15 protein-coding genes and 1 pseudogene are annotated in these 22604 nt (G+C 63.2%); 7 read left to right on the top strand and 9 right to left on the bottom strand.

Annotated elements, in window-relative coordinates:
• The first annotated feature begins 207 nt into the window (after positions 1 to 207).
• The 5 genes from NE236_RS34280 (at position 208) to NE236_RS34260 (ending at position 6722) form a co-directional block, all read left to right on the top strand.
• The gene (locus tag NE236_RS34280) at positions 208 to 1026 is read left to right on the top strand and encodes a helix-turn-helix domain-containing protein (RefSeq protein WP_308209188.1); all 819 of its coding nucleotides are present in this window, start codon (positions 208 to 210) and stop codon (positions 1024 to 1026) included.
• Between the two features lie 8 nt (positions 1027 to 1034).
• Positions 1035 to 2612 (top strand): pentapeptide repeat-containing protein, encoded by a 1578-nt coding sequence (locus NE236_RS34275; protein WP_252846385.1) that lies wholly within the window; start codon positions 1035 to 1037, stop codon positions 2610 to 2612.
• Entirely contained in the window at positions 2593 to 3111 is a 519-nt protein-coding gene (locus NE236_RS34270) for an N-6 DNA methylase (RefSeq protein ID WP_308209191.1), read from the top strand. Before NE236_RS34275 ends, NE236_RS34270 begins: the two co-directional genes overlap by 20 nt.
• 105 nt (positions 3112 to 3216) lie before the next feature.
• The gene (locus tag NE236_RS34265; RefSeq protein ID WP_252846384.1) at positions 3217 to 4674 is read left to right on the top strand and encodes a protein NO VEIN domain-containing protein; all 1458 of its coding nucleotides are present in this window, start codon (positions 3217 to 3219) and stop codon (positions 4672 to 4674) included.
• A 62-nt stretch (positions 4675 to 4736) separates the two neighbouring features.
• Complete coding sequence (locus NE236_RS34260) at positions 4737 to 6722, top strand: DUF2075 domain-containing protein (protein ID WP_252846383.1); 1986 nt, start codon at positions 4737 to 4739, stop codon at positions 6720 to 6722.
• A 192-nt stretch (positions 6723 to 6914) separates the two neighbouring features.
• Here NE236_RS34260 and NE236_RS34255 read toward each other — a convergent pair.
• The 6 genes and pseudogenes from NE236_RS34255 to NE236_RS34230 all read right to left on the bottom strand — a co-directional run bounded on the left by NE236_RS34255 (position 6915) and on the right by NE236_RS34230 (position 14430).
• Positions 6915 to 7687 (bottom strand): annotated as a pseudogene (locus tag NE236_RS34255) (transposase family protein).
• 316 nt (positions 7688 to 8003) lie between these two features.
• Positions 8004 to 10868, bottom strand: a complete 2865-nt coding sequence (locus tag NE236_RS34250) for an NACHT domain-containing protein (RefSeq protein WP_252846382.1) — start codon at positions 10866 to 10868, stop codon at positions 8004 to 8006.
• Positions 10869 to 11146: 278 nt separating this feature from the next.
• Positions 11147 to 11737, bottom strand: a complete 591-nt coding sequence (locus NE236_RS34245; RefSeq protein ID WP_252846381.1) for a DUF2637 domain-containing protein — start codon at positions 11735 to 11737, stop codon at positions 11147 to 11149.
• Complete coding sequence (locus NE236_RS34240; RefSeq protein WP_252846380.1) at positions 11730 to 11954, bottom strand: hypothetical protein; 225 nt, start codon at positions 11952 to 11954, stop codon at positions 11730 to 11732. The genes NE236_RS34245 and NE236_RS34240 overlap by 8 nt, the downstream gene beginning before the upstream one ends.
• Positions 11955 to 12397: 443 nt before the next feature.
• The gene (locus tag NE236_RS34235) at positions 12398 to 13480 is read right to left on the bottom strand and encodes a pentapeptide repeat-containing protein (protein ID WP_252846379.1); all 1083 of its coding nucleotides are present in this window, start codon (positions 13478 to 13480) and stop codon (positions 12398 to 12400) included.
• A gap of 653 nt (positions 13481 to 14133) precedes the next feature.
• Positions 14134 to 14430, bottom strand: coding sequence for a hypothetical protein (locus tag NE236_RS34230; protein WP_252846378.1), 297 nt, complete (start codon positions 14428 to 14430; stop codon positions 14134 to 14136).
• Between the two features lie 129 nt (positions 14431 to 14559).
• On the opposite strand from NE236_RS34230, the gene NE236_RS34225 reads away from it, so the two are divergent.
• Positions 14560 to 15804 (top strand): helix-turn-helix domain-containing protein, encoded by a 1245-nt coding sequence (locus NE236_RS34225; protein WP_252846377.1) that lies wholly within the window; start codon positions 14560 to 14562, stop codon positions 15802 to 15804.
• Between the two features lie 87 nt (positions 15805 to 15891).
• On the opposite strand, the gene NE236_RS34220 is transcribed toward NE236_RS34225, so the two are convergent.
• On the bottom strand, positions 15892 to 16860 hold the full coding sequence (locus NE236_RS34220; protein WP_252846376.1) for a YihY/virulence factor BrkB family protein: 969 nt from the start codon (positions 16858 to 16860) through the stop codon (positions 15892 to 15894).
• 303 nt (positions 16861 to 17163) lie between these two features.
• On the opposite strand from NE236_RS34220, the gene NE236_RS34215 reads away from it, so the two are divergent.
• The gene (locus NE236_RS34215) at positions 17164 to 17793 is read left to right on the top strand and encodes a hypothetical protein (RefSeq protein ID WP_252846375.1); all 630 of its coding nucleotides are present in this window, start codon (positions 17164 to 17166) and stop codon (positions 17791 to 17793) included.
• A gap of 250 nt (positions 17794 to 18043) precedes the next feature.
• Here the strand turns inward: NE236_RS34215 and NE236_RS34210 are convergent, their stop codons facing one another.
• Together NE236_RS34210 and NE236_RS34205 are read right to left on the bottom strand one after the other, a co-directional pair.
• The gene (locus NE236_RS34210; RefSeq protein ID WP_252846374.1) at positions 18044 to 19747 is read right to left on the bottom strand and encodes a hypothetical protein; all 1704 of its coding nucleotides are present in this window, start codon (positions 19745 to 19747) and stop codon (positions 18044 to 18046) included.
• A 42-nt stretch (positions 19748 to 19789) separates the two neighbouring features.
• Positions 19790 to 22537, bottom strand: a complete 2748-nt coding sequence (locus NE236_RS34205; protein ID WP_252846373.1) for a hypothetical protein — start codon at positions 22535 to 22537, stop codon at positions 19790 to 19792.
• Positions 22538 to 22604 lie beyond the last annotated feature (67 nt).

The raw sequence follows: 22604 nt of genomic DNA, 5'->3' as shown, positions 1-22604 counted from the left end.
ACGGCAGCCCTTGTGAAGGAACACGAGTCTTGGCGGACCCGGGAACCCCTACAAGGGCTGCACCCATATCACCAGCCGAAACGCCGACGCTTGCGCCGAAGGTCAGACTCCTAACCGAACGGCATTGCCCCTAGTGGTCATCTAACGTCGAACGCGGTCGGTCCGTGAAGGCTGCCGTAGGCGCGGCGAGATGCAGGGGAGTAAACGATGAACGACCGACTTCGCAAGGTGGTCACCGCCTCAGGACTGGATGAGGTTGTGATAGCGGCGAGGCTTGGCGTCGATCCGAAGACCGTCGAGCGCTGGATGGCCGGCCGCATGCCGTACCCGCGCTACCGACGCGCTCTCGCCAACCTTCTCGGCATCGACGAAGACGAAATCTGGCCCCGAACCAAACAAGCGGCACTGCCAACTTTGAGTGCGCCAGCACGTATTCAGGCCGCATATGCGCACCGATGGGCGGTGCCCCGCCAAGAATGGCTACGACTCTTCGCGTCCGCAGAGCGGGAGATCGGGATCCTTGTCTACGCGGCGCTCTTTATCGCCGAAGACAACGGAATCCTTCGCATCCTCACTAACCGCGCGCTCGCAGGCGTCCGCATCCGAATCCTGCTCGGCGATCCGGTTAGTCCTCAAGTAGCCGAACGAGGAGTAGGTGAAGGAATCGGCGAGACCATCGCAGCCAAGGTGCGGAATTCTCTCGCGTTGTTTCGACCTCTCGCCAAGATCAACGGTGTCGAGATTCGACTGCATCGCACGACGCTCTACGCGTCGATCTACCGGGCCGACGATGACAGCCTGATCAACCTGCACTCTTATGGAGCAGCCGCGTCCCATGCCGGTCCTGCATCTTCGCAAGGCCGAGGACGGCGACATGGCAAGCATCTACCTGGACAGCTTCGAACGCGTCTGGTCGACTGCGGTGGCGGCTGTGTGACCCAGCGAGATGGGGTAACTCCGCTGATCGGTCCACGGAGACGGCCACTTTCGGCAACCTGCTGGTCGAATGGACCGTCAGCAGGTTAACTCTTGCCATGCGCGATCTCTCGATCTCCGATGAGTCAGGTTCCGAGGGCACCGTCGATGTAGTGCGTTCGGATCAAATGACGGCCGTGAGTGCAGGTCTCGATTTTCCCTGGAGGTGGGTCTGGTCCGCCCTTGTGACGGGAGGAGTGGCAGGCGGCATCTCAACAGCGACTCTTTGGGGGAAGGACGTCTCCGAACATAGCGCTGCAATGGAAGTCGGAATGAAAGTCGCAGCAGCTGTCCTTGCGATACTTGCCACTTTTATTGCCGTCCACAGGCTTCGGCTGAGCCAGAAAGAACATGCACGGCAGGTTGCGGCAGACCAAAATGCAAAGCTTGATGCAATCGAACGTCGTATTACAGAACTATCGGCGAAGGCGAGTGAGCAGCTCGGTAGCGACAAAGCAACTGTCCAGATAGGAGGGCTAACGGATCTGGAGCGCCTTGCTCAAAACTATCCTAGCCTTCGTCAGGTGGCAGTGGACAGGATTTGTGCTTATCTTCAGATGCCTATACCTCTTGCTTCCTTGGAAGAAACTCAAGTATCGACCGCGTCGCCGATGGAGATCCTAAGTGATCCAGTCCGTGTGGCGTCAGTTAGCCCCGAGGCCCAGAGGGAGATTCGCGTTCGCCTTACTGCTCAACGCATCCTAGCTCGTCATCTGCGGCGAAGCTCTTCTGAAACGTTTTGGCCAAATATGAGTATCGATCTCTCGGGTGCTGTGCTGATCGACTTCGATATGTCTGAAGCGTATATCGACTCCGCGGATTTCCGCTATGTCAACTTTGTTGGGCAGACTACGTTCAACCGCGGAGTATTCGCTCAGGTGGCGGACTTTAGTTATTCTACCTTCTATGGTTGGGTTGACTTCACGCAAGCATCATTCGATGAAAATGCGGGCTTTGAGAAGAGCGAGTTCCGTCAGTCTGCGGCATTCGACTATACCGAATTTGGCAAGATTGCGTATTTTCAAGGTGCAAAATTTTGTGGCGGCAGCACGTTTGGCAACACAAGCTTTGGCGATGTTGCTCACTTTGACTATGCAGAATTCGGGGAAGGGGTGACATTTGTAGATGCTATGGTGAGTCAGGCGGCTGTTTTTGAACATGCTACATTCAAAGGATATGCTGGCTTTTCGGGAGTACGCTTTCGCTGTCCACGTTATTTTGCCGCCAGATTTGAGGAGGGGGCTAGTTTTAATGGTGCTAGATTTATTGGGAATGCCAAGTTTGGCTCAATGTTTCATGGACATACGACGTTCGAAGAAGTTTATTTCGATGAAGATGTCGTCTTCATGTCAGCTCACTTTGAAGGCGACATATCGTTCGATGGAACCAATTTTAATGGTGGCGCTCACTTTGCTCGCGTTATCTTTGACGGGGATGTCAGCTTTCATCGATGCATCTTCGGCCCGTATGTCCATTTTGGTACAGCGCGATTCGCTCGGCAGCCCATATTGCACTACGCGAAAGCCACTGAAAGTCCACATCATGTTTGGCCGCTCGGATGGGGCGTCGATTCGGTCGCCGATGCCGATGGCCTCTTTGAGCTGATTCCGCCTCAAAATCCCGAAACGGGGAGGTAGGGGCAGTGGCGAGAAATGCGGCGCCGCACAACAATGGAGATTCACTAGACCCCCTGCACCGACTGGCATCTTCTATGCGGGTGACGTCAAGGCCAACATACTCTTCTTCGACAAAAGGCCGGCTCGGCGAGAAGCGCCGTTGACGTCCACACTCTGGATGTACGACTTCCGCATCGGCCAGCACTTCACACTCAAACAGAACCGTCTCACTCGCGAGCATCTGGACGACTTCGTAAGGTGCTATCGACCCGCCAAGCCACGCCATACCCGGGAGGAGACCGAACGCCTCAAGCCCTTCTCCTACGAGGAGCTGGTCACCCGGGACAAAGTCAACCTCGACATCACCTGGCTGAAGGACCCGAGTCTGGAGGGTGCTGACCGGCACCTTCCACCGGATGTCATAGCCCGCGAGATCGTGGAGGACCTTACCGCTGCCCTTGGTGAGCTCGTCGCCGTCGCCGTCCTCGAACAGGGCAAGAACCGGACGTCTAGGGGATAACCGTCGCGGCGCGAGGACAGTTCATCGGCGCATCTGGATGGCGCGGGTCCAGCGGGAACTCCGACTGAGACCAAGGCTGTCAGTGGTTCGTGTCAAGGTATGGCCATGCGAGTGATGACGGACGACGGTCGGCAGTTGGATGCCGAGTTCAAGGTAGAGGTCGAGCCTGAGGTCAGCCTGCTGTCGCTGGTGCTGGAGAGCAGCTCGGGTACGCCAACCTCGACCGATCGCATCCCCCGTAATGTCGACTACCGGCCGGCTCTGGGCCTGTTGCTGTCTCGGCTGAAGCAGCGCGACGCGACCCTGGTGGCTGGCCTGGTCGATTCGGAGAGGACGGCTTGGCTGCACGAGGCCGAGCGGCGGTTCTTCGCCGAGCCGATCCGTCTCGCCGAAGTGAATGATGTCGTGGCGCTGCGCCAACGCCTGGGCACGCTGCAGGGACGGGTCGGCCAGGCTCCGGGCGCCTCCGGTGGCGGTAACAAGACCAGGCGCATCCGGCTGCGGTTGCTCGTGCCCGGTTATGAGTTGCAGGACGCAGCCCGGCTGGAAGCCGACCTTGCCGCACCTGCCGCCATGTCAGCCGCTGCCTTGTCCGGGCTGCAGGAAGGACACGGCTTCGTAGAGACAGCGGTCATGATGGTGCATGTTCCGCAGACGCCGGCCGCCCTGCTCAACCTGTCGGTGGGGATGGAGAGCAACACGTGGGGTTTCCCTGGGGACCTTGACATCGGACAGTACGAGTACGTCATCCTCGGCGTCGGCGCCAGTCCGCGTGTGCAGTTGGATGAATGGCTCAACGGATCCGCCACGCTGTATGTGTGCCAGGCCGGCGCCCAGGCGTATCGAGCGACGGCTCCCCATATGCCCGACGAGATCGCCGAGGGCAGGGTTATATGGCGAACCCGCATCGGCATCGAACCTCTGGGACGGATCGATGACGTCCCGCTCGGTTCCGATGGGCCGCTTTCTCTGCATGCCAGCGATGCACTGCGTCGTTCGGGGACGCAGCGCGGCTTCGGCCGAACCGCCACCACGGACATGACCCGCCTCTTTGAGTGGATGGGGCTCGCGCCCGAGCCCATTGGCCAGGGTGTCCCGCAGGTGCCCCTCAGCCGCACAAGACCCGTCATCGTGCCGCCGACCCGCAACCGCCGTAGCCGCGGTCGCTCCTCCGGTGCGGGCCGGCAGGTCGATGCCCGCAAGCGGCAGGCCATTGAACAGCACGCTGTGGAACTGGCCAAAGCGCATTACGCGGACGAGGGCTGGGAGTGGGAAGAACTGGGCAAGCCTTATGACCTGCGCCTCACCAAACCGGGGGCTGAGCGGCATGTCGAGGTCAAGGGCACCACCGGTGCCCCCACCTCGGTGGAGTTGACCGCCAACGAGGTCCAGCACGCTCGTGAGTTCCCCGATGTGGACTTGTTCGTGGTCAGCGACATCACCGTGACGGGCATCGCTCCCGACTTTTCCGCCAGCGGCGGAACCGTCACCGTGTTGGCCGATTGGGAGCCCGCCGAGGAAGATCTGAGACCGACTCGCTTCGAGTACCGCCTCCCCTCCTAGCCTGTTCGACCCCGCGCCCTTGCGTCTGATCGATTCTCTCTGTTCCCTCAAGGAGCCATGAGGTGAAGTCTCGCTACCTACTGGCGCGCTCGGCCACCGAGTTGGCCGACATGGACACCGAAGAACTCGTTCGCACTCTGGTTCTCCGCGCCGCCCGGGTGTATCAGGTGAAGGTCAAGGACAGTGAGCAGGAGTCGTGGCGCAACAGCATCAAGACCGTCACAACGGTGCTGCTGCAGGCCGGGCTCGGTGAGGTACGGGTCCTGCTGGAGATGAGCACTCTGTCCAGCAACGCGCGCATCGACATGCTGCTGGTCGGCACCCACCCTGACACTGGAGACCTGTCCGCAGTGGCGGTGGAGAACAAACAGTGGTCGCAGTTCACGGTCGTCCCGAACACCCGCAGGGTCATCCGCGGGAGAACGCATCGCCGGGAAAGCCAGCATCCGGTTGATCAGGTATGGGACTACTGCAGGGCGCTGGAGCGGCAGTTGCCGATGCTGAACCGATCGCTGTGGGGAGTCGTGAATCTACATAACGCGCCGGCTGCCGAAGTCGCCAAACTCCTACCGCCGACCTGCGGGATACGCGCCGATGTCGATGGCGAACGCGTGCGCGTCTTCGGCTCCGCATCCGATGACCGGCAACGTTTCGCCCGTTTCCTGACCGAGGTGCTGAGCGCCGAAGGCGCCCGCGAGCAGGTCGTCCGGATCAACCGCGCGCACGTACGGCCCACCGAGGAAGTCATGCGCGCTGCCTACCAGGCGGTTCGAGGCCGGTCGGTGTTTCCGCTACTGGACGAGCAGCGTGAAGCAGTCGACAAGGTGGCCGCCGCAGTGGAGAACGGTTTCAAGGCCAACTCCAAACAGGTATTCATTATCACCGGTGGCCCTGGAACCGGTAAGACCGTCTTGGCGCTGGAGCTTTTGGGCATTCTCAACGGGATCAGCAGCGCCACAGTCCATGCCTCAGGCAGCGCCGCGTTCTCTGAAGCGCTGCGTAAGCACGTCAAAGGCCGCCACGGCGGTGTCGAGAACCTGTTCACCTACTTCAATCAGCACCGGAATCGCGAGCCCAACCACCTGAACGTGCTGATCTGCGACGAAGCCCACCGGCTGCGCAGGACCTCCAACAATCGTTTCGACAAGTTCGAGGACCGCTCCGAGGCCCCCCAGATCCACGAGTTGATCCAGGCCGCACGAGTTCCGGTATTCCTCCTCGACCCTCACCAGGTCATCCGCAACAACGAAGTCGGCACCCCCGAGGTGATCCGGCGGGCCGCCCTGGATCTGGGCATTCCCGATGAAGACATCCACGTCATACCCCTGCACCGTCAGTTTCGGCACAGCACCTGCCCGGAATACATCGACTGGCTGGAGGACCTGCTCGGCTACGGCCAAGCCCCGCGTCCCTGGAGTTACTCGGGCGACTTTCATCTACTGCGTGCCGACACTCCCCAGCAGATGGAGGACTACCTGCGCGCCCAACTCGCCCTTGGACACTCGGCGCGCATCACGGCAGGATTCTGCTGGGAATGGACTGAGCCCGAGAACGGTCGGCTGGTTTCCGACGTCCGCATCGACGGCTGGGAGCGGCCTTGGAACGCTCACAAGGCCAACGAACGCCGTAACATCCCTAGCTACAAGCACTGGGCCACCCACCCTGGCGGATTCGAGCAGATCGGCTGCGTCTACAGCGCCCAAAGCTTCGACTGGGACTACGCCGGCGTCATAATGGGCGGCGACTACACCTGGTCCGGCGACCATTGGAAAGCAGTCAACAATGCAGATCGTCAAGTTTGGGGCGCTAAACGTCACTATCTGATCCGCAACATCTACCGGGTCCTGGCCAGCCGCGGCAAACATGGCGTTGTGATCTACTCCACCGACCCAGCAACCCGCGAATTTCTGACCGAGCTCCAAGTTCCCGCTCTGGAGCCTGTCTCAAAGGCATTGCAGGAGCAGCATCCAGAACTGGCCGCCGCGGGGGTCCGGCCACGCGATGAGCCCGACGCTGTCCAAGACAGCCTCTTCGAGCTGGGAAACTGAGACGCCCAAGCTTCCGCTGGTCAGCTCGGCAGGGACGCCGCGCCACGGAGGGGCAGCATTAGGGGGCGGATATTCGACGACCCGTTTTTACCTTGCGACGGCCGATTTTCACTTCATGAGCGATCGCTCGCTGGCCTTTTCTGTGATCTTGTGCTGCTTAGGGTTAGGGTCTATCACATCAATGAGCGTTTTTCAGTACGCGCTGGCCTCGCGGTTCTGCAGGACGTGGATGGCCTTGGCGAGGTGACCGGCCCGGTGGGGGCAGCAGCGGAGCTTGGTCAAGATCTTCCATGTCTTGAGCTGCGCGTTCGCTCGCTCGCCGGGCCCGCGGAGCTTGGCGTGGGAGCGGTTGGCGGTCTTCTGGGACTCGGGCCTGTTCCGGCCCTTGTACGCGGAGTCTTGATGTGGCGGCCTGCGCCGACGTAGCCCTTGTCGGCCAGCACGAGCAGGCCGGCGTCCGCCAAGGCGCGGATGATGCCCCAGATCCTGGCGGCCCTCAGATCGTGCACCGAGCCCGGCAACGACCCCGACACCCACACGATCGTGCCGTCCGGACCGGCGATGACCTGCAGATTCATTCCGTGTTTCTTGTGCTTGCCCGAGTAGAACGGCCTGTCGGCCGCAACGCGGTCGATCGGGATCAGCGTCCCGTCCAGCACCACGTAGAGCAGCCCGCCGTTCTTCGCCTTCTCCAGCGCCTTGGTGAGCTTGGGCGAGCGGGCCGACAGCAGCTTCACCGCCTCGTTCACGTACCGCCAGGCGGTTGTGGTGCCGACCTTGAAATCGGCTCCGAGCTGGGCAAACGTCTCTGCATTCTTCAGGTACGCCAGTGTCATCAGCGCTTGTTGCCCGGCGGTGAGCGCGCGGCCCTTGCTGCCGATCTGCTTGCGATGGCGGCGTAGCACCCCGGTCAGGTACTCCAGGGTTGAACGCGACAACGGCAGCGAAGAACGATAGAAAAGCAACTGAAGCCTCTGGTCTGGGCGGAGGGTTGTGAGAGATCAACCGTCCTACCAGGGGCTTCTCCACGTCCGGAGGCCGCCACACCGCCCGCGATCATGCTGTGATCAGCGAGTCATCGCGAGCCGCTGGAAAAGGCTCAATATGCCTGCGGGAGCCGACTTATGAAGTCGTTCATCGGCCAATCTCGACGCCGACCTGCCATGAGGGCCATACGGCGATGGGGCACAAGTAAGATACCGCTACCTCCTATGCCCTATCCGATGAGAAGTGGACCCGAAGTGCAAGGGTAGCTACAGCGGCCCGAGCATCGGAGTCCTCTTAATTCCATGAAGTGGCACCCATCAACCATGAAGTAAGTATCCGATGGCCGTCCTTCGGAAGTTGCCACTCATTAATCACTTGAACTGCAGCCGTGCGGCGTGCCATCTCCTTTCGCGCAGTCGCGATCCATTTAATGCGCTCATCCCTTATGCGTGCGTTTCGCTCTGTGATGCCAAACGTCGGGATCAAAAGCATGAGTACGGCCGCACGAGCTATGGGATCCAGGGCGTCGATTCGCTCCGACTCGAGCTTCTCGGGAAGGCCCTGCCAGAAGGTATTCTTAACATATAGTTCCATAGCTCGATAATCCGTTAGCTCGAAGCTTATAAGTGTGGAATAGAGCGATATAAGCTGCCCTTCCTGTTCTCGTCTAGAGGTTTCGGAATCCAATGAGTGTGGCGGCATCGCGGCAGAGCAGATAAGCATATGTGCACAACTGTTCTCGACATGGTTGCCAAACCGCCTATTAAGATAGAGTGTCTTGAGACCGTGTTCAGTGATCTGTTGGGATGTCGGTACATCGAGCATATCTCGCCAATACTTGGCGCAGTCGTTTACGGGGCGTGTCCGCAGCTCATTGGCGACCTCTGAGCTTAGGCGTGCGCGGATAAGGCTGTGTTCCTCCCTAAGCAAGTCGGCGTAGATGAAGCCGGCTGAGCAGCTGGTCGACATCGTTAGGCAAGCGCGCTCTATTGCTTCCGCAGTGGCCTTCGTGACGCGACGCTCATTCTCTGGCATGTTTGTCGACAGCAAGGACTTCAGCACCAGGTCTTTGTTTTCCGGAAAGCTTTCATCCTCGTGATTCCGAAAAACGAGCCGATTCATCCCGGGCTCGGAGCTGCATAGTCTAACAGTTTCTCTGACGATCTTCTTGAGAATGTCCGAGCTTGGCACTATTGCGTCTAGGCAGCGAACGCCAAATGAAATTAGTTGGTATTTTCGCTGCTCTGCCCTGCAGCCTTCGATCTCATTGATCAAGAGCTTTAGGAGGCCGTCACCTCCACCGTCATAATCGCTATCCAGTATCTGGACGGCCAACTGCCCTACAACATCCCAAGAGGCGTCCTGAAGGTGTGCACCAAGCTTGGACCACACAGCCGTTGGGTCGGGCTGTTGTTTGACGAGCTGTGCGGCAGTGAAATATTCGAGGAACGTTCTATGCGTAAATCCGTATAGTGGCTGTAGTGCGTTCCCGCCGACCTTCGTCAATACCCATGCACGTCCAGCGCAAAAATTCAAGAACTCGTTTGCTGCCTCTTCGGCTTCGCTTTCGTCTTCGAACTTTTCCCGAAGCACTGATTGTACGAGAAACCGTTGTATTTGAGATTTTGGAAGTGCCTGGCGACCGGCCGGATCGTTGAATATTTTCCACGCGAGTCGCTGCACTGCCGGCTTGACTTGGGATCTGAATTTTAGAGGCACGGCGATCCCTCTGGAGCGATCCCAGCTCTCAAAAAGCACCTCGGCGCATTTATGGTAGATTTCGGGCTTGTTTTGTGGAATAAATCGCTCGGATGAATATAGTGCGCACAGTAGGGAAAGTATCAAGGGGTTTGATCGCAGATCGATGATTGCTGAGCTCTCCTTCATGAAGGAGTGCGTAAACGAGTCCTGCGAAGACCTCGATATGGAGTCATCCAATCGGAACCATTTTTCTACATAGGTCCCGACTTGCGTCTCACTAAAAGGCGTGACTCGATAAGAGGGAAATATAGACGAACTGAGTGGTGCCTCCGGGTAGCCTATTACGCGAGAAGTGACGATTATCCGCGTCAGTGGATAAAGGTTAGCAAACGATTCGACCATTTGTGCGAACTTGGCGCGATGGTGAACGTCGCCCAATTCGTCGACTCCGTCAATTATGATCGTTGCGCGGCCATTGAGGAGTAGATATTCGATCGCGTGGTCCGGAGGAGTAACATTGTATAGCTGTTCGCACGCAGCGTGCAGATGACTAATGAATTTTTGGGTGTCGTGGCGCAGAGTATTTGCGTGATCGCGCACGACGAATAGTAGGGGTACGTGCCTATATTGGGAACTGCTTCGGTTGCTTGCTAGATCGAAAGCTAGCTTCGCGGTGAGCGTCGATTTCCCTGCTCCCGGATCTCCTAGGATTACGAATCTCGATTGGTGTTCTATCAAATGGGAAAGGGAGGTTGGCTTGCTGGCCTCCTCTTCACCCGTCTCGGCGAAACCGTATAGTCTCGGTTCCACGTATAGTTTGTCCCGCGATACCGTCTTAGCGTGTGCTACCACGCTCGGCAATGTGAGCTTGGCGTGGAGCGCGCGGACCTGGGCTCCTATCTTCCGTGCGAACTCGTTAATGGAATCGAGCGTGTCTATGCGCGTTAGCAGCTCGCTGTTTCTTGCTGCGGCCGCTGCAACACGCGCAGCGATTGCGGCCGCGTGTCCGCTGTCTAGAGCGTCAGGAATGGAGCTTCGGACTGCGTATATGGAGCTGTAGAGGAGCTCCTGTATAGAGTCTACTGCTTGCAGCAGATCGGCATTAGTAAATATTTGCTCATATCCGAGGCTGATTCTCAACTGTTCGCGCAAATCCGCGTGTAGCTCATCGGTGAATCCGCCGATGACGGAGGTCATTACCTGGAGCGCGAGTTGACCGAACTGCGGCGACTCTACGAATGATTTCAGGCGCCTTACTTGATCGTCATTCAGCGTCTCGATGAAGTCGAACGTCTTATCGGCGGCGAGTGTCTCCTCTGCGAGAGAGGAAATCCTAGATTGTTGTCTTCTTGAGAGTGCTTTCCTGCCGACGATGGGTAGGAGCGAGGACGCTCCGCGAAGAACCGCTGTTTCGATTGGCCCCATGATTCCGCCCCCGTGCACCTCGTGCTCTAGCACTCCAAAGTCCTCATAATGCCGGATCGGCGAGGGCTGCGCTACTTGTCTGGCATAGATGGTTCTGGCTTGGCCCTGTTGACAGGCTCGCTACTCCTCATTAGAACCTTCGTGATCTCTTCGAGCTCGGCCTGCTCCTCGGCAAGACGCTGTAGCGATAGCAATCGGTCGCGCGAGCCGTGTCTCGCCTCGATACATGCAGCGTCGGTGAACATCCAAGCTCCATGCACAACACAAGCCCGTGTGTCAAGAATCCTGACACGCGGGCTTGTGTTGTCCCCTTAGGAAGGCTGCTCGATGATCCGCTTCACCTTGCGGCGGTCGATTTTCAACTCTCGAGCGATAGCTCGTTGGCTTGCGCCTGCTTGGTGCCGCGTTCGTACCGCCTGCTCCATCCTGGGCACGTCGGACGGCTCAGATGGTGCACTCCCATCAAGAGGCGAGTTGCCTTGGCTTCCAGCGCCGTTCCTACGCGACGCTGTTGTCCCGCCGTGTTCGCTCCTGATGAGCAGCATGAGCAGTTCGTACGAGCCGACGAGTGCCAGGGCGGGCCAGGCGCTGACCAGGGCACCTATCGGGCCGTGTCCCACGCCGTGCGCCAGGTTGGCGCCGATCGTCGCCACGATGCCGGCGCCGAGGCTCCACAGTGCCAGTGGTGGCACAGCCTTGGTACGCCGGTTGGCGTCGAGTACCACCATGGAGGCTGCCCAGATGAGGCCGTCCACGGTGAGCGGTACGAGCCGTGCGGTTGTGCCCGACTCGCCGTGGGAGCGCACCAGTTCGTAGGCGTGCCGATAGGAGATGACAGCGGCGACCGTGGCCACGCCGATGACGGCGAGGGCGGTGGTGGCCCGGATGACGCGGTCAAGCACGGGGCAACTCCTCGCGCCAGGAGGCGACGAATGGATCGTCGTGGCCGTATCCGTAGGCGAGTCGTTCGGCCAGGGTCAGGGCCGTGATCGCCTGGTTGTAGGAGAGAGGTACTGGCCAGGTGGTGACGGTCCACCGGTCTCCGGTCCGATTCGCCGTGGCGACCTCACGGCCGTCGACCGTGAGGGACACGTGGTCTTCGTTGATCTCGATTGCCATAGGGAGCTCCTCTCCCGTCCGGGAGGGGAGCCGCGGGAGCCAATTTGGGAGCCAACGCTTTCAGGCTCCCTCAGACTCACCGCGACTCCACCGGACGTAATCGCAGGTAAGAGGCGCCCCGCTTGGCTCCCTGTCGACCAGGGAGAAGACCGATTGACCGAATCTGCTTCACACCGAAGAGGTCACTGGTTCGAACCCAGTATCGCCCACCCCAGTCTTCCCAACTAGGACCCCTCCTCGGAGGAGTCGCCGACTCGCAGGGTTGGCAGTCGCAACAGTGGTCGCGCTGGCCGTGCTGGCTTTCCCCGCACCTGGCCGCACACAAGGGGCCCTGTCAGTGGGGGCCTTGCTGGACGTGCTGAAGCTCGTGCTCGGCACGGTCGCCTGCGTCGGCGCACTAACCGCGTTGGTGATGAACTAACGCAAGCAGCGTCTCGCGGGGGCTATGCGGGAGGCAGCAGTAGCCCCGCGGGCGGATCCGTCGCGATGTCCTTACCGAGGCCGCCCCGGCGGCCGGAGAACGTCGCGTCGTTGAAGTCGACGGTGCAGCCGGAGAACTTCGCGCCGGTGAAGACGATGGTGGTGCCGGAGAACTCCGCGTCGGTGAAGTGGAGGGTGCCGCCGGACAATGTCGCGTCGTTGAAGTCGAGAGTGCCACCGGAGAACGTCGCGTCGTTGAAGTGGGCGGTGGCGCCGGAGAACTCCGCGCCGATGAAGCCGATGATGCCGCCGGAGAGCGCCGCGCCGGTGAAGTGGACAGTGCCGCTGGAGAACTCCGCGCCGGCGAAGTCAAGGGCGCCGCCGGAGCATGTCGCGCCGGTGAAGTCGATGGTGGTGCCGGAGAACACCGCGGCGATGAAGTAGTGGGTGGCGCCGGAGAACGTCGCGTCGCCGAAGTGGACGGTGCCACCGGAGAACACCGCGCGGGTGAAGTGGACGGTGCCACCGGAGAACGTCGCGCCCGTGAAGTCGATGGAGGCGCCGGAGAACCTGCCGCCGGTGAAGTCGACGGTGGCGCCCGAGAATACGGCGCCGGTGAAGTTGAGGGTGCCGCCGGCGAATACGGCGTCGCGGAAGTCGACGGTGCCGCCGGAGAACACCGCGCCGCTGAAGTCGCCTCCGTCGAAGCGGACACCGGTGAAGTTGAAGTCATGGCCTCGCCAGGAGACCCGAGCGTTGTCACGCAGGTGTGCGGTGATGATCGAGATAACGGTGTGGTGTACCTCCTGGCTGCCGCCGAACGCCAACTGTTCGGCGGCCGGGGGGCCGACCTCCGGGGGAGGTTCGTAGGGCACTCGCAGGTAGGCGCACAGCTCGTCGATGCACGTCTGCCGGCCGTCCTGCCAATCGTCGGCCAGACCCGCCAGCGCGTACACCCCGGCCAGCCGCACCGCGGTCTCGGCGTGTCCGAGCCGCCTTGTCGCCGTGGCGAACCGTTTGTTGAACACCCGCACCCGGTCATCCTCTCCGCGCTGCTGCTCCGGTATTTTCCCGTCTTCGGCGAGATACCGCTTGCGGAAGTCCATCACCAACGAACCTCAGCACGTCCAGAATGTCCTCCACCGACAGGGGCGTACACGCCTTCAAGCGCGGCAGGTCGGCGTGGAGGAGATCGCGCGCCTGGTGGATCACAAGGGCGGCTCTGCCGTCACGGAGAAGGGCCACCGGCAGGAGATCCGCCCGGCCGCGCGTAGCGGGGCCGTGGTGATGAACGATCTTCCTCGAGCAGGCCAGAGAGGGTTTTGGAGGTCGCTCCGGAGCCCTTTTTCGATCTTCAACCCTGATCGGGGAGCCAAACGGGGATCCAGTCTCACGCGGACTACCCCAAGGCAGGCCACCGACCAAAGATGCCGCCTGCCCCTCCGCAGATCACGGCCGCTCAGCCCCGCTGCCGGATACCGTTGCCGTCCGAGGCCACGGCCACGTGCGGGCCTCCAGCACCGCGCGGGTGAGTTGGTCGCTATCGGCGGCCTCGACCAGCCGCCATCCGGACGGAACCCAGACGAGCGCCCACCACGACCGGGTACACCGCCCGAACCAGAAGACCAGCCCCGGGAACCGTCGGGAGATCACCCAGGCCGGATCGGGGTTCATGACAAGCCGCTGTAGGGCCAGGCGGGACGCTCCCGCCCGAACCACAGCCGGCAGAGGAACACGCTCGTCCACCGCAGCCACCGCGTCATGACACATCGTCCCCGTCACGCGCTTTCAGGTATGCGGCGATTCGGTGTGCCGCCCCGGACACGTCGTCGGCCTCGTGCCGGTCCGTGTCGTCGCATCGCCACACGAACGCCCCATCGATCATCTGGATAGAGACACGGGGCGTCGTCAGGCTCGAACGCACTGATAGGGCCGGGCGGGCGTCGCTCATCTCGACCCGGATCCCGTGCTTGACCAGTTCCCGGCACAACTCGGTCAACCGAGCAACCTTCTGAGCATGGTTCCAGGTCCTCCGGGCGGGGATCTCCTCTCCCATCCGCGATCTCCTTTGCATGTGTGTCGAGTGGGTAACTGTGCGTCCCACTTCACACCCGCCAAGGCATGATGAGAGGAGCCCCAACTGTGGGCCGGTGACAGGCCCACAGCAGCCGACGAAAGCCGCTATATGAACGAGCAGACGCGACTTCCGATCGCCCTACTCCTCGCGCGCCTACGCGCCGAAGCGCGGTTGTCTCAGGCCGACCTAGCGAGACGAGTCAATGAGATCTCGGGATCCAGCCTGACCCGTTGGGATATTTCGCGATATGAACGCGGTGGGCGCATTCCGACCGTTCATCTCCCCGCTTTAGCCGTCGCGCTCGGTGTCGAGTTGAGCATGTTGGAGGAGGCCGCCTCGATCACCAGAGCGGTTCGCCGAGGAGAGGTCTCGGCCGTAACCGGGAACGGCGACGGCTGGCAGCGCACCCCTGATGATGAAGAGCGGCTGATCCGAGCCGCGCGCAATCCATCGCGCGTTGACGCCGCCGTCGTTGCCGACCTGAGCGGGACTCTTGCAGGTCAGCGCCGCATCGAGGACATGATCGGGTCCGCAGCGATCATCGAGCCGGCCAAGGAACAGCTCAAGCTCGCTGTTCGGCTTCTCCGCGAAGCACGCGGTTCTCTGGCCCGCGATCTGGCTGCCACCGCGTCCGAAACGTCGCAGTTCAATGGCTGGCTCCATACCGCCACCGGCCACCACGATGCCGCGGGAGCCCTGTACGACCAGGCACTACGGCTCGGTATTCAGGCAGGCAACGCAGACCTGACGGCCACCGCCCTGTCCATGCAAGGGCACCTGGCATGGGTGACCGGTGATATCGGCTCGATGGCCGCCCTATCGAATGCAGCCGTCGCGATGGCCACGGCCACTGGGACCCGGACGGTGGCGATCCAGCAACGAGGCCGCGCACTCGCGATCATGGGCGACAAGAGCGGTGCTCTACACGCCGTCGGTGAGGCCGAACAGGTCATCACCTCCGGGAAGTCCGGCGATGACCCGGACTCCCTCTACTTCTACGGGCCCGAAATCCTCAGGATGCAGCGGGGCCTCATCCTCGCCTACCTGGCGGACGACCCGACCGCTTACCTCCGCGCGGCGAACACGGTCTCAGACGCCATCGAGGCCCTGCCGTCTGCCGTACGCGACTCCGAATGGGTCGCCTGGTACGGCGTCCGAGCCGCTGCCGCTTTCGCTGCCGGGTGTGAACCCGACGCCGCATCGATGGGGTTGCGGCAAGCCCACGCGATCGTCGCCGCGACCGGAGGGCTCAAGACCCTCGGAGAGGTCGCCCGAGTACACGCGCGCATGGCCGCCAAGTGGCCCACGAACCCACGGGTTGTCGAAGTCGGAGAGCAGATCACCGAGTACTGAGCACTTACTCCCCCTGTTCCTGCACATGGGTGTGTTCGCCCCAGAGGACCTGGATCGTGGAACGGCCGCCCGCGGCCGAAAGGCCCGTCAGGCCGGCGTGAGTGGCTGTTGCTCCTGTTGTGGCTGCTCGCCCAGCACGGCGCGCCGGCCGAGGTCCTTCTCGATCTCCGCGTTGGCCTCGGCGCCGAACAGGATGATGTAGGTCGACAGGTACAGCCAGCTCGCCAGCGCCGCCGCCCCGGCGAGCGTGCCGTACGTCGCGCTGTCCCCGCTCTTCCCGCTGTCGTACACGGCCAGCGCGATCGACATGGTGAGCCACGCCGTCATCGCGATGCCCGCGCCCCACCGCACCGCGTGCCAGTCCGCATTCTTGCGGTCAGGCCCGTACCGGTACAGCAGGATCAGGCTGACCATCGTCAGCACCGCGAGCATCATGAAGCGGACGCCGAGGCCGAGGACGCGGTCGACGCTGTGCAGCCGGGCGTGCGGGACGGCGGCGGCGATGGCGAACGCCGCCAGCGCGGTGACCAGCGCGCCGACCGCGAGCCCGAGCGCGATGAGTTTCTTACGGAGGAAGGCGCGCGTCTCCTGCTCATCGATGACGACGTGCAGACCGCTGATCAGTGCCTCGAACCCGCGCGAGCAGGTCCACAGCACGCCGGCCAGAGCGCCGATCAGCCTGAACGTGAGTCCCTGGCCGCTCATGGCGGCCGCGTCGCGCGCCTGGCCCGCCAGCATCCTGCCGAGCAGCGGCGGCAGCACGTCGGTCAGCGGCGCGAGTTGCTCGTCGATCTGCGTGGGGGTGATCACCAGCGAGCACACCGCGATCACGCCGACGGTCAGCGGGACGATCGACAGGATGATCCAGAAGGTGACACCGGCCGCGATCAGCGGCAGGTTGTCCTCCTTCGCCTCGCCGCGCACCCGGCGGAGCAGGATGACCCAGTCGCGCGCGGTGTAGCCGTCAGGCCCGGCGATGGCCCGGCGCATGGCCTTGGCGTTCAGGACCCTCCTGAGGAGCAGTGCAATCCGGATATGTCGCTGATCTTCAGACACGGGAGAGACGATACGGGTGCGGACGGTCACCGCGCACGCACAACGCGAAGGTCTGCCCCGCGCCTGATGTCCCGGGCCTGATGTTGCCCAGCTGATCAACCACTGAGCGCCGGATAAGTAAATGCTTGCGGTGCGCTGCCCGGCAGACCCAGCCGAGCTCTGCGTCACCGTTTCGGCACAAATCGTGCGTTTCGGTTGATCAAGAGCGACGACTCTCGATAGCGTTCGTGCTCGCCATCCGGCCTGCGGTGGGGCAGGAGAGTCTGCCGGCAGTGGCACATCATTTGAGGACGTGAGCCCACGATGGGTTTGTTCAACAAGTTGTTCGGCAAGGAGAAGGCGCGGGTCAAGACGCGCGCCAAGAAGGCGGCGGAGTCCCACCCGAAGGCGGCGAAGGCCGCCTCGAAGGTGAAGGAGAAGGCTGAGCACGCTCATGAGCGCGCCTCGCACGCGAAGGCCGCCGTGGTCACGGCCGCCCACCAGCAGGCGCTGACGCTGCACATGCTGACCCACATCCCGAGCCATCATCCACGTGAGGACGACCCGCACTACCACCTGTTCGAGCAGGCCAAGGACCGCCTGAAGCGTCAGGGCCTCTGGAAGTGCATCATCGACGACGAGCTCTGCGACGGGCAGCCGGAGCTGCACCACACGCACGTTGAGTTCTCGCAGATCAACCAGGTGGACCCGAAGGCGGTCGAGAAGCACCTCGGCCTGCACTTCGAAACCGATGAGGACTTCCAGGAGTGGGTGGAGTCCCCCGGCAACCTCGAGGTGCTCTGCGTCAACCACCACCGCGCCCACTACGGCGTCCACGTGATTCCGGGGCCGCTCTGGGAAGCGGTGCGCTACCACAAGAAGGGCACCAAGGCGGCGGCAGAGTTCCTCTCCAACGACGAGGCCAAGGCCCTGGCGGACAAGTCGAAGGATTAGCTGGTGCCTCAGCGGGGCAGGCGGCAGCTGGCCTCGGGTCGGTAGGAGATCCGGGGCCGGTGCCAGGCGCTGCAACCTCCACGTCGGGGCCGGCGCCGTTCGCTGCAAGGCATCGATGAGCTCATGGGCCAGCGGTCGGCACCGCACCTCGTCGGGAGCCAGTTCGAAGGCAGCGGACAGCTCATCGATGGACTTGTCGGCCTGAGGCGCCGTCGGAGTCCGGTCGAGGAGCCGAACGCGGTCGTGGCCGTCATACGAGACGGAGTTTTGCTGCGTGGCCGAAGGCGATGGCTCCCGTGAAGGGGTGCACTGCCGCGTCGCGTCGGGCGGGCGGATCGGTCACCAGGGGAATGAGCGGTTGGACGTCGCGCGGACGGGTCGTCGCCTGCAGGTAGGCGGTGCTGTAGAAGGCCAGTGACCAGTGTCCGGCGGTGTCACGCCATTCCTCCGCCCAGGCCGCACCGGCGGACGGCGGAGCGCTGACGGTCTTGGGCAGGGCCGCGAACGCGGGGAACAGTTTGGCCGGCCGGGCGTTCCCGGTGGTGTAGCCGGAATGGTGCATGCGCAGCCGACGGTCGCGTCCGCCCGCTCGCCAGTCGATCAGCGTCTTCTCCAGCTTGGCGCGCTGGATTCCGGTGGCCTTCTCGTTGAGTTCGAAGTCGAGGTCCCAGATCTCCCGCCAGAGGTCGGCGAAGGCCCCCGCGTCCGCGGCGAAGAGCGCCGGGGGGTAACTCATGGTGCTCACGAGTCCGGCGTTGGCGATCACCGGGAAGAGCCCGCTGATGCCACTGCTGAAGCCGGCCAGCGTGACGTGCCTGATCTTCGGGCGCGGCCGGTTCTGCGAGCTGAAGGACGGTGGCATCGTCACCTGCGGCAGGTTGCCCTCCGGCGCGGTCGCGCCCTGCCATCGGCTGAAGGTGGAGCCCCTCTCATACCCGAAGCAGTGCAGGAACTGGGTGACCTCGAGCAGGAGCCGGTGGACTCCCTCCTGGGAGTTGAACGGCTGCCACATCTGTTTCGCGGAGTCCTTGCCGTCGGGTACGGCGGGGAAGATCGGCATCACGATGACCGGTGGTTTCTTCGACGCCACCGACGCGTGCGCCAGCACGGCATTGATGATCAGGTAGCGGTAGGCGAGGTCGACGTACGGCTGCCGCATCGTGTTCGCCGGAAAGACCGTGTAGGGGTAATTGGTGCGGAAGGGGAAGCTCGCTCGCGGATAGTCCGAGGTCGCCGTACTCGGGCTGTAGAAGACGACGTAGTCCAGGCCGTCCACCGCATCGGTCAGGGCGGGGGCCCAGACGGCGATCAGGAACCGCGGCTCGGTGACACGCGCCCCGGTGACGCTGCCGTACTCCAGCCAGATGAAGCCACCGCTGCGGCTCAGGACGACCGGAGTGTCCGGCTTGGTGAAGTTGAAGCGGTCCCACCCGTCGGCCGCCGCGCCGGCCAGTACGGAGGGCGCACCGCCGCCCGGTGGGACCGCGTCCTCGAGCGTGCGGACCGGGGTGCTCAGCGTCAGGAACCCGCCGAGAGCGGCGTACTGCTTGGGCTCTCTTCCGACGCCGCCCTGGTAGAAGACCCCAGGCTGGTCACCCTTGGTCTTGCCGCCGAACGGCGTGGCGGTGATCGGTGCCTGCCGTACCCGCCCCATGACGATCTTCAGTTCGGCGGAGGTCGGAGTCATGACGAGTTCGCAGCCAGGGTTGTCCCAGTAGTACGGCAGGCTCCCGATCCGGACCGTGACCCGCTGGGTGGCGTAGTCGGGATGCTTCACCGTGACGGTCAGGCGGGACGTGCCCGGTGCGGGTGCGGACATGATGATCTTCTGGTTGGTGTGCACGGTCCCGGGGTGGACCCCGGAGGGATCCTCCAGCTCCAGCGTCACCTCCGCGTCGGTCGCCAGTGGCCGGCCCAGCACGTCCACCATCTCGATGCCGATGTCGATCCCCATGCCCGCCCGCTTCGTCAGGTCTCGTGCCGTTCGGGGTCCTGCTCAGAGCTGCTGACCGGTCTTGGGGTCGTAGCGGACCTGTACGGCGGCGACCTGGTCGGTCGGCAGGACCTCGACCCACTGGTCGAAGATCTCGTACGGACCGGCCGGGCGGAAGCCGCCGGCGAGCGGGTCGAAGCCGTTCTCGAAGACCTCCTCGGTGGCGAGGGTGTTGGAGACGTCGGCGTTGGCCTTCTGCAGGCCGGTCGCGAGGATCTTCAGGACCTCGCCCACCTTCTTGCCCTGGTACTCGGGAGGGTCGCCCGGCTGGAAGGGGTAGGGCAGGCCGAGCGCCGCCTCGCCCTCGGGGATGGCGGCGAGCCAGTCCAGGGCGGCGAGCTCGTGACCGGGCCGTATCGGCAGGACCGCCTTGGCCCAGGCGGCGTTGAGAAACTCGTTGCGCCGAACGTCGCCGTCGATCTGGATCAGCCATCCGAGCGAGCTGCCCAGCGGTGCGGGCTGGGTCTCCTCGGTGATGAGGTAGTTCACCCGCCACTGCTCGACGGCCGGCGGCGGCGTGGACCCGGGCGGAGTGGGGGAGTGCGGATCGGGATCCGGCGTGTAGTAGTTGACGTCGGTGTGCGAGTACCAGCCGGCCACGGTCTCGCCCTTCAGCTGATTGACCTCGGCGGGCGGCTGCGGATCGGGTGTCCACGGTGGTGCCGGCACCGGGTACCTGCCCCGGGTGTGCTCGTCGGCGTGGGTCTCGGTCGGCCGCGGCCGCCAGAAATCGGGGGCCACGAAGTACAGCATCTCGTCGACGTCGAAGGTCTGCCGGATCAGCTCCGAGCCCAGGTGGGCGTCGTCGAACAGCGGTGCGAGCTTGTGGATGAGCGTCCCGTACACGGTCTGACGCTCTTCGCTGCGGAGTTCCTCCGACGGCCGGGGACGCATGGAGCTGACCAGCTTGAGCCGGTCGCGGACCGCCTTGGCGTACGTCTCGTGCTGGAGCGCGGCGACCTGTTGGTCGTAGGCGGCGAGGTCGGCTTCGTACTGGACGCGGGCGGGATCGGTCGCCGGCGGCTTCCAGGTGGTCGAAAAAGTGATCTGGATGATCCTCGCGTCGCCGGAGTTGGCGAAGTCGGTCAGCACCCTGAACCGGCCTGTCTTGGCGTCCTGGATCTCGATGGGCTCGTGGGCGATGTACTTGGTGTCGCCGCCCCCCGACTTCGCCCCCTTCACCGCCACATGCTCAAGTTCGTAGCCCGGCCCCGGCGGGTCCGCGGTGAACGTCATGTCCGCGACCATGTGGTCGTTCCTGGCGTAGTTGAGGATGTCGGTGGAGTTCTGGTCGCGGTAGACGAAGTCCTCGTTCGGCGGGATGTCGTTCTGCGTGCCCGGGTACTTGCGCACGGGAAAGGCCCCGGTGAACTCCGTCGTCTTGGTCTGGAGCGGCGGGGGCGACTCGGGCTTCTTGAGCGCGGACAGATCCGGCGCCGGCACCGTGTGGAGCATGTCGCCCAGGCCGAGGTCGCGCCCCGGCGCGTCGATGTAGACCTGCCAGCACAGCCGGCTGCCGATGTGCTGGAGCTGGACCCCGACCTTGCGCATCTTGCGCCGGAGCTCGTAGTTGACCAGCTCGTTCGTCGTGTTCTGCACGACGTAACGGCGGCTGGAGGTGTCCGTCGTCTCGGTCACCGTCTTGAACGTCGTCTTGAAGTTCCGCTTGATCTCGCTGGTGACCTTCGCGCTCTGGGTGCGGGAGCGTTTGTGCGTCTCCTCCGAGGACGCCTTGACCGTGCTCTGCGTGCTGAAGCTCGCGCTGGCGTCGGCGTGGTAGATCCCGGCGTTCACGCCGCCGGTCGCGCTGACCCCCAGCTTGGTGTCGTTGGCGTTCTCCTCCTTGACCGCGTCGGAGACGTCGTCCTGTTCGGTGAGGCTCTCCTCGATCTTGCGCGAGGTCTCCTCGGACTGCTCGACGACCTTCTCCACCAACGTGCGCCGCGTGCTGGTCTCGACCACCTCGACGGAGCCGCCCGGACTGATCCAGATGTGCCCCGCCGGGGCGCCGAGGAAGGTGTCGAACTCGAAGAAGTACTGGCGGAAGAGGTTGACGAGCCCCACCGGCGACAGCACGCCCCGGACGACCGCCGCGTGCCGCTCGGCCAGCGCTGCCAGGGCATCGTCGGTGAGCTCCCGCGCCGCGGCTCCGAAGAACCTCTCCCGGCTCAGCTCCGGGCGTCCGTACTCCGGAGTTCCGGCCGCCCACAGCGCGCTCTGCGCACCCAGCCATCCGGCCAGGGGCTGATAGACGCCGAAGATCTCGCTCGCGTACGGCAGCGTGCCGGCGAAGTCGGTGACCGGCCTTCCGTTGGTCACCGGCCGACCCGGCGCCGGCGAGATCATGACCTGAACCGGACTCTGCGGGCCGTTCGGCGCCGTGGCGAAGGGCAGCGACAGCGGTGGCTGGTTCACCTGGAGCTTGATGAGGAGCATCTCGCAGGTGGCCTCGGCCGCCGGGGCGACGAACGAGATGGTCGTCCCGCCCGCCGACGAGGTGACGCGACCGACGTACTGACGGCTCGACGCAGGATCCTGCTGCAGGAAGGTTCCTGTGAGCTGAGGAACGCCGGGGTACAGGTCGGGGTTCTGCACGGCCATGCCGCCTGGAAGACCGAGTGCGATCCGCTGCTGCGCCGGCAGCTCCCCGGGCGGGTTCGCATCGATCTTGTAGGACCAGATCTGATAACCGGAACCGCTGTATGGGGCCGGAAGCGCCGCCTTGCCGCTGAACGTGACCAGAAGTGTCATGGAGCCCCCTAAAACAGCGCCGAACCCCCCGCAGGGTAAATGTCGCACGATGTGCAGTCGCTCGACG

The sequence above is a fragment of the Actinoallomurus purpureus genome (assembly GCF_024055795.1).
In the GTDB taxonomy this organism is placed as follows: Bacteria; Actinomycetota; Actinomycetes; order Streptosporangiales; family Streptosporangiaceae; genus Actinoallomurus; species Actinoallomurus purpureus.
This window is presented reverse-complemented; position numbering and strand designations above follow the sequence as displayed.

Coding starts and splice junctions, on each gene's coding strand:
- NE236_RS34215 (WP_252846375.1), top strand. CDS start 17,164: ATGGGTTTGTTCAACAAGTTGTTCGGCAAGGAGAAGGCGCGGGTCAAG.
- NE236_RS34225 (WP_252846377.1), top strand. CDS start 14,560: ATGAACGAGCAGACGCGACTTCCGATCGCCCTACTCCTCGCGCGCCTA.
- NE236_RS34240 (WP_252846380.1), bottom strand. CDS start 11,954: ATGGCAATCGAGATCAACGAAGACCACGTGTCCCTCACGGTCGACGGC.
- NE236_RS34230 (WP_252846378.1), bottom strand. CDS start 14,430: ATGGGAGAGGAGATCCCCGCCCGGAGGACCTGGAACCATGCTCAGAAG.
- NE236_RS34280 (WP_308209188.1), top strand. CDS start 208: ATGAACGACCGACTTCGCAAGGTGGTCACCGCCTCAGGACTGGATGAG.
- NE236_RS34265 (WP_252846384.1), top strand. CDS start 3,217: ATGCGAGTGATGACGGACGACGGTCGGCAGTTGGATGCCGAGTTCAAG.
- NE236_RS34210 (WP_252846374.1), bottom strand. CDS start 19,747: ATGGGGATCGACATCGGCATCGAGATGGTGGACGTGCTGGGCCGGCCA.
- NE236_RS34205 (WP_252846373.1), bottom strand. CDS start 22,537: ATGACACTTCTGGTCACGTTCAGCGGCAAGGCGGCGCTTCCGGCCCCA.
- NE236_RS34235 (WP_252846379.1), bottom strand. CDS start 13,480: ATGGACTTCCGCAAGCGGTATCTCGCCGAAGACGGGAAAATACCGGAG.
- NE236_RS34275 (WP_252846385.1), top strand. CDS start 1,035: ATGCGCGATCTCTCGATCTCCGATGAGTCAGGTTCCGAGGGCACCGTC.